At 75.8% G+C, this 6,699-nt stretch carries 7 protein-coding genes; 4 read left to right on the top strand and 3 right to left on the bottom strand.

Annotated features, from left to right (window positions below):
• The first annotated feature begins 375 nt into the window (after positions 1-375).
• Positions 376-1,599, top strand: coding sequence for an SGNH/GDSL hydrolase family protein (locus ACYVJ4_RS17730; RefSeq protein WP_460461408.1), 1,224 nt, complete (start codon positions 376-378; stop codon positions 1,597-1,599).
• Between the two features lie 47 nt (positions 1,600-1,646).
• On the opposite strand, the gene ACYVJ4_RS17725 is transcribed toward ACYVJ4_RS17730, so the two are convergent.
• From ACYVJ4_RS17725 to ACYVJ4_RS17715, 3 genes are all read right to left on the bottom strand, one after another.
• On the bottom strand, positions 1,647-2,060 hold the full coding sequence (locus ACYVJ4_RS17725) for a SufE family protein (RefSeq protein ID WP_460461409.1): 414 nt from the start codon (positions 2,058-2,060) through the stop codon (positions 1,647-1,649).
• A gap of 29 nt (positions 2,061-2,089) precedes the next feature.
• Positions 2,090-3,007 (bottom strand): sulfurtransferase, encoded by a 918-nt coding sequence (locus ACYVJ4_RS17720; RefSeq protein ID WP_460461407.1) that lies wholly within the window; start codon positions 3,005-3,007, stop codon positions 2,090-2,092.
• Between the two features lie 166 nt (positions 3,008-3,173).
• Positions 3,174-4,757: an ATP-dependent DNA ligase gene (locus ACYVJ4_RS17715; protein WP_460461406.1), complete on the bottom strand. Its 1,584-nt coding sequence runs from the start codon at positions 4,755-4,757 to the stop codon at positions 3,174-3,176.
• Between the two features lie 138 nt (positions 4,758-4,895).
• On the opposite strand from ACYVJ4_RS17715, the gene ACYVJ4_RS17710 reads away from it, so the two are divergent.
• The 3 genes from ACYVJ4_RS17710 to ACYVJ4_RS17700 form a co-directional block, all read left to right on the top strand.
• A complete protein-coding gene (locus ACYVJ4_RS17710; protein ID WP_460461405.1) occupies positions 4,896-5,558 on the top strand; it encodes an EcsC family protein in 663 nt (220 codons plus the stop codon).
• 87 nt (positions 5,559-5,645) lie between these two features.
• Positions 5,646-6,047: a YkvA family protein gene (locus ACYVJ4_RS17705; RefSeq protein WP_460461404.1), complete on the top strand. Its 402-nt coding sequence runs from the start codon at positions 5,646-5,648 to the stop codon at positions 6,045-6,047.
• A gap of 99 nt (positions 6,048-6,146) precedes the next feature.
• On the top strand, positions 6,147-6,699 hold a 553-nt coding region (locus ACYVJ4_RS17700; RefSeq protein WP_460461403.1), incomplete at its 3' end, for a DUF4192 domain-containing protein.

Below are 6,699 nucleotides of genomic sequence, written 5' to 3'. Positions count from 1 at the left end.
CGGCCACCGCGGCCACCGCGGCCACCGCGGCCACCGCGGCCACGGGGTGCGGGCCGGGGCCCACGACGAGCGCCACGGCCGCGCCGCGCACCACGTCGGCCCGCTCGAGGCGGTCGGCGAGGTCGGGACCCGCCAGCTCGTCGCTGGGCACGGCCCGATTGTCGCGGTCACCACCGACGGGCGCCGGGAGGGGACCGGCCCGGCCGCGTCGCGGGTCGGGCAGATGGGAGAAAACGGGCAGAGAGTTGACCGTTCCTTGGGCGATCTCGTGCTGTGACGCGTGCCACACTCGCGGCGGTCGGTGCGCCGGCCGCACCGTCGCGGTCGGGTCTTCGGCCGACGACGCCCCCGTCGCCGGACCGAAGGGCAGACCCCATGCGACCGTCCCGACCTCGCCGCCTCGCCGGCGTCCTCACGACGGCGGCCGCCGCCGTCGTGGCCACGCTGGTCAGCGCCCCGCCGGCGCACGCCGACGGCCCGGGCACCGGCGGCCCGTGGGTGGTCACCCTGGGCGACAGCTACATCAGCGGCGAGGCCGGGCGCTGGGCCGGCTCGTCCAACGACAGCTCGTCACGGGCCGACGCCCTGGGCCCGACCGCGTACTACGACAACCCCTCCAACACCGCCGAGACGACGCCGCGCTGCCACCGCAGCAAGTCCGCCGAGGCGTTCGTGGGCGGCGGCGTCAGCGGCGCGAACTTCGCCTGCTCCGGCGCCCGGACGACGACGTTCACCGACTCCAGCGGCAACTTCAAGCCGGGCCTGGACTTCTCCTCGGACGGCAACGGCCATGTCGGCCAGGCGGCCGCGCTGCGCACCTTCGCCGGGTCGCACAACGTGCGGATGGTCGTCGTCAGCATCGGCGGCAACGACTTCAACTTCGCCTCGGTCGTGCAGAGCTGCGTCACGGACTTCCTCACCTCGCCGTCGTGGTACCCCGACTACTGCAACGACGACTCGTCGGTGAAGGCCAACTTCACCAGCGCCAACGTCAGCGCCGTGTCCGCCAGCATCGCGACCTCGCTGCGCAACGTGCGCCAGGCCATGCGCGACGCCGGGTACGCCGACAGCGCGTGGACCGTGCTCGTGCAGACCTACCCCTCGCCACTGCCGAACGGCTCGGGCAACCGCTACTCCCAGAGCGGGTACAGCCGCCAGACCACCGGTGGCTGCGGCTTCTGGAACAAGGACCTCGACTGGGCCAACGGCTCGGCGCTGCCGACCATCAACGGCGCCGTGCGCTCGGGTGTGGCGTCGTCCGGGCTGACCGACACCGCGGTGCTCGACCTGGCGCAGGCGTTCAACGGCCGGCGGCTGTGCGAGAGCACGGTCGGGCTCTACGAGGAGGTCGGGCTCTCGTCGTGGCAGTCCGCCGGCGCGGTCGACCGCACCGAGTGGGTCAACCAGATCCGCACCGCCTCGACGGTGTTCGGGCCGTACTACGTGCAGGAGTCGCTGCACCCCAACTACTGGGCGCAGCTGGCCACGCGCAGCTGCGTGCGGCAGGCCTACGCCAACGGCACGCCGCACGGCGGCACCTGCGCCCGCACGGGCAACGGCCTGACCTCGCGGGGCGAGCCGGTGATGACGCTGCGGTAGGCGCAGCAGCAACCGGGTCAGCCCGGGTCAGTCCGGTCGGGCCCGGGTCAGGCGGCGGCGTGCTCGCGCACCTGCCGCTTGATCCGGGCCAGCATCGCGACCATGCCGCGCAGCCGCAGCGGGCTGACCGCCTCGGCCAGCCCGAAGCGGTAGGGCGCGTCGTCGGGGACGGCGAGGACGTCGTCCGCGGGCAGGCCGTCGAGCCCGGTGTGCAGGATCCCGGCGAACCCGCGCGTGGTCGGGGACTCGCGCGGTGCGTCGAAGAACACGTGCACCGTGCGGGCGTCGTCGACCTCGACGGCCAGGAACAGCGGGGACTGGCACTCGTGCACCTGCTCCATGGCCTCGAGGTGCCCGGCGTAGCGCTCCGGCAGCCCGGGCAGCTCGTCGCTCAGCTCGAGCAGCAGCTGCAGCCGGTCGCGGGTGCCGACGGCATGGAAGTCCTCGGCCAGCTCGGCCATCGCCGGCGGCAGGGGAGCGGGGGCGTCGCTCACGCGGGCGACCCCGTGCCGCCGCCGGCCGAGCTGCCGTCGTCGGCGCCGACCTCGATCGGCACCCGGACGCTGTTGCCCCACTCGGTCCACGAGCCGTCGTAGTTGCGCACCCGCTCGAACCCGAGCAGGTGGGTCAGCACGAACCACGTGTGCGACGAGCGCTCGCCGATGCGGCAGTAGGCGATCACGTCGTCGCCGGGCTGCAGGCCCTTCTCACCGGTGTAGATCGCCTCGAGCTCGGCGCGCGCCTTGAAGGTGGCGTCCTCGGCGGCCGCCCGCGCCCAGGGCACGCTGCGCGCGCCGGGGATGTGGCCGCCGCGCACGGCGCCCTCCTGCGGGTAGTCGGGCATGTGCAGCAGCTCGCCGCTGAACTCGCCGGGGGAGCGGACGTCGACGAGCGGCTGGCCCAGGTGGCCCAGGACGTCGTCCTTGAAGGCCCGGATGGCGGCATCGTCGCGCTCGACCACCGGGTACTCGACCGCCGCGGGGGCCGGCACGTCGCGCGTGGTCTCGCGGTCCTCGGCCAACCACTTGGCGCGGCCGCCGTCGAGCAGCCGGACGTCCTCGTGGCCGAACAGGCTGAACACCCACAGGGCGTAGGCGGCCCACCAGTTGTTCTTGTCGCCGTAGACGACGATCGTCGTGTCGCGGCCGATGCCCCGCTCGCCCAGCACCTGCGCGAAGCGGGCGCCGTCGACGTAGTCGCGGGTGACGGGGTCGTTGAGGTCGGTGTGCCAGTCGACCTTGACCGCGCCGGGGATGTGGCCGCTGTCGTAGAGGAGCACGTCCTCGTCGGACTCGACGACCACGAGGCCGGGCTCGCCGAGGTGCTGCGCGAGCCAGTCGGTCGTCACGAGCCGCTCGGGGTGGGCGTACTCGGCGAGCTTCGGGTCGGTGTCAGCGGGCAGCGTCACGGGGTGACCTCCGGGTCGGTGGGTGCTCGTGGATCGGCAGGGTGTTCTGCGTCGGTGTCTCGGGCGGGACAACACCACGGACGTCCTCGATGATCCCAGCCCGTCCCACGGGCTCCGCCGGCTGGTCGGCATGCGGACAGCGGTCTCGACCTGCGGGACGACGGGCTCAGCCCGGCCGCAGCGCCTCGACGGCGGCGACGGTGTCGGCGTCGGCGGGCCGTTTGTCGGGCCGGTACCGGACGACGCGCGCGAACCGCAGCGCGAGGCCGGCGGGGTAGCGCGGCGAGGTCTGCACGCCGTCCAGCGCGATCTCGACCACGAGCTCGGGCCGCACGTGGACGACGTAGCCGTCGGCCGGCCCGTCGGCCACCGCCAGCAGCGCCTCGGTCTGCCACGCCAGCAGGACGTCGGTGAGCCCCTTGAACGTCTTGCCGAGCATCACGAAGCCGCCCGCCGGGCCGAAGCGCCCCTCCGGGTCGAGGGCGCCGAGGTGCAGGTTCGACAGCTTCCCGGTGCGCCGGCCGTGCCCCCACTCGGCGGCCAGCACCACGAGGTCGAGGGTGTGCACCGGCTTGACCTTGACCCAGCCGGACCCCCGGCGCCCCATCTCGTACGGCGCGGCCAGCGACTTCACCACGACGCCCTCGTGGCCGCGCTCGACCGCGTCGGCGGCGAAGGCCTGCGCGGCCGCGACCGCGTCGGGGTCGTCGGCGTCGACCACCAGGTGCGGGACGACGACGTCGGGCCGGCCCAGCGCGTCGAGCCGTGCCCGCCGCACCGACAGCGGTTCGCCGGTGAGGTCGTCGCCGTCCAGGTGCAGGACGTCGAACAGGTAGGTCGTGAGCGGCACCTCGGCGGCAGCGGCGGCAGCGCGCGGCCCGACCCGCGTGGCGGTGCGGGCCGCGGTCTCCTGGAACGGGCGCGGGCGGCCGTCGGGGCGCAGCGCCAGCGCCTCGCCGTCCAGCACCGCGCTGGAGACCGGCAGCGAGCGCGCCACGGCCGCGACGTCCGGCACCCGCTCGGTGATGTCGTCGAGCGTGCGGGTGAACACGCGCACCTCGTCGCCGTCGCGGTGCAGCTGCACCCGGATGCCGTCGAGCTTCCACTCGACGGCCGCGGGCGACGTGGCGGTCAGCGCCGTCGCGACGTCGGGTGCGGAACCCGCCAGCATCGGCGTCAGCGGCCGCCCCACCTCGAGCGCGTACCGGTCGAGCGCTCCCGGCCCCTCGACGAGCACCGCGACCGCGACGTCGGTCGTCGAGCCGGCCAGCGTGACCGCACGCCGCACCGCCGGCGCCGGCGCCGCCGAGGCCTGGGCGACCGCCTCGAGGAGCACGCCCTCCTGGGCTCCCTGGCGCAGCTCGCCGCTCACCAGCCCGGCCAGCAGCCGCTGCTCGGTCGCCGTGGCCCGGGCCAGCAGCCCGTGCAGCAGGTCGCGGCGGGCGGTCTGCGACCCGGCCCCGGACAGGCCCTCGGCGGTGGCGAAGGCGGCGTCGACCTCGAGCACGTGCAGTGGCGCGTCGCCGACCTCGGCCAGCGGGGCCGGGGCGCCGCGCAGCGCCGCGTACCCCAGCCCGGTGCGGCGCTGCCGCAGCTCGCCCATGAGGTAGGGCACGACCACGGCCACGACCGCGGGGTCGTCGTCCGCGGCCGCGGTGCGCAGGCAGGTGGCCAACCGCTCGACCTTGGCGCGTCGCCCGCTGGTGGCGGCGACGTCGGCGCTGGCGGTGGCGACGTCGAGGAGGAGCACGGCAGCATCCTGCCCGGCCGCACCGACAGCGCCAGCCGGACGGCGCCGTGGCGCGAGCCGTCGTGCGGCGGCCCGCCGATCGGGGCATGATCGGGGCCCCGGGCCGGACGCCGCCGCGGCCCCGAACGAGGAGCCCCCGTGCCCGACGACCCGCTGGCCGAGGACGACCCCAAGGGCCTGGCCGCGCACGCCACCAAGATCGTCGAGCGCCTGCTGGACGTCGGCATCGACGGCCGCGGGCCGTTCGACTCCGCCCAGACGGTCGCCGACAGCGCGCTGTCCGGGCACGGGGACGCCGAGCAGGCCATCGACGCCGTGGTGCGCTCGCACCTCAAGCTCGCGGCTGCCGGTGGCTTCGTCACCGGGCTCGGCGGCTTCGTCACCCTCCCGGTCGCATTGCCGGCCAACGTGCTCGAGTTCTACGCCGTGGCGACCCGCATGACGGCCGCCGTCGCCTGCCTGCGCGGCTACGACCTGCACCAGCAGGGCGTGCGCTCGGCGGTCATGCTCACGCTCGTCGGTGCCGACGCGGACGACCTGCTGAAGAAGGCGGGCGTGACGAGCACCGGGCGGCTGGCCAACCTGGCCGTCCAGCGGCTGCCCGGCCCCGCGCTCATGGTGCTCAACAAGGGGATCGGCTTCCGGCTCGTGAGCCGGGTCGGCCGCTCGGCGCTCTCCCGCTTCGGCAAGGGCGTTCCCGTCGTCGGGGGCGTGGTCGGGGCCGGCGTCGACGTCTACCTGCTGCGGCGCATCGCCGACCAGGCCCGCCGCGAGTTCCCGCACGCGCTCGTGCCGCGCTGACCCCTCGACGCCCGCCGGGAACCCGGCGAGCGCGCCGTGCGTCCCACCCCCGTGGCACCGCTCGGTGCCGACCAGGAGGACCGCACCATGGCTCGTACCCGCACCGCCGCCTTCGTCGCGCTCGCCCGTGCCCTGCGCGGGGCGTCCGGACCCGGCGGCGCCGGGCTCGGCGAGAGCCTGCGCGCCGTGCCGCGCTGGGTCCCGGCCACGCTCACCGGCCGCTACCCCGGCACCACGCGCGGCCAGCTCGGGCTGCTCGCCGCCGCCGTGCTCTACGTGGTCTCGCCGGTCGACCTCGTGCCCGAGGTCTTCATCCCGGTGCTGGGCCTGGCCGACGACGCGTTCGTCATCACCTGGCTGGCCGGCCGCCTGATCGGCGAGTCCGGGTCCTTCCTGGCCTGGGAGCGCGAGCGGGCCGCGGGCCGCGGGGTCCAGGACGACGTCCCGGGCTCATCGCGGCACACCGTCCAGGGGTCCGTGGTCCGCTGAGGCGCGGCCGTCGTCCACAGGGCGGCGGCTGAGTCCCACCGTCCACAGGCCGGCGGCCGGCAGCGGCGGTCGGTCCCCGGCCCCGGCCAGGGTGGCGACATGCCACGAACCGCCGCCCCCGAGCCGCCTGTGCTGCGGCTGACCAGCTCTTCCGACCTGGCCGCCGCCGTCCCGTACCTGCTGGGCTTCGCGCCCGAGCAGAGCGTCGTCGTCGTGTCCCTGCGGTCGCCGCGCGAACGGGTGGGCCTGGTGGCCCGGGCCGACCTGCCGCCCGACGACGGCCCACGCGCCGACGCGGTGGCCGAGGCCGTCGCGCAGCTCGTCCCGCCCCTGGTCGCCGACCGGCCCGCCTCCGTGGTCGTGCTGGTGCACGACGAGCTCGGCTGGGCCCGCGACCCGGCGCCGCACCACGACCTCGTCGCGGCGCTCGAGCGCGGCTTCGCCGCCCACGCGGTGCCCGTGCGCGAGGCGCTGTACGTCGGGGCCGACCGCGTGTGGTCCTACCGCTGCGAGCCCGGCGTGTGCTGCCCGGACGACGGCACCGACCCCGGCCAGGTGCGCAGCGGCGTCGTCGCCGACACCTTCGTCGCGCACGGCCGCGCACCCCTGGGCGGTCGCGAGGCCGTCGTCGCCGCCGTCGGTCCGCGCGGGC

This window comes from Angustibacter peucedani (genome assembly GCF_054779595.1).
The sequence above is the reverse complement of the archived record's forward strand: the minus strand, read 5'-3'. Positions and strand labels throughout refer to the sequence as shown.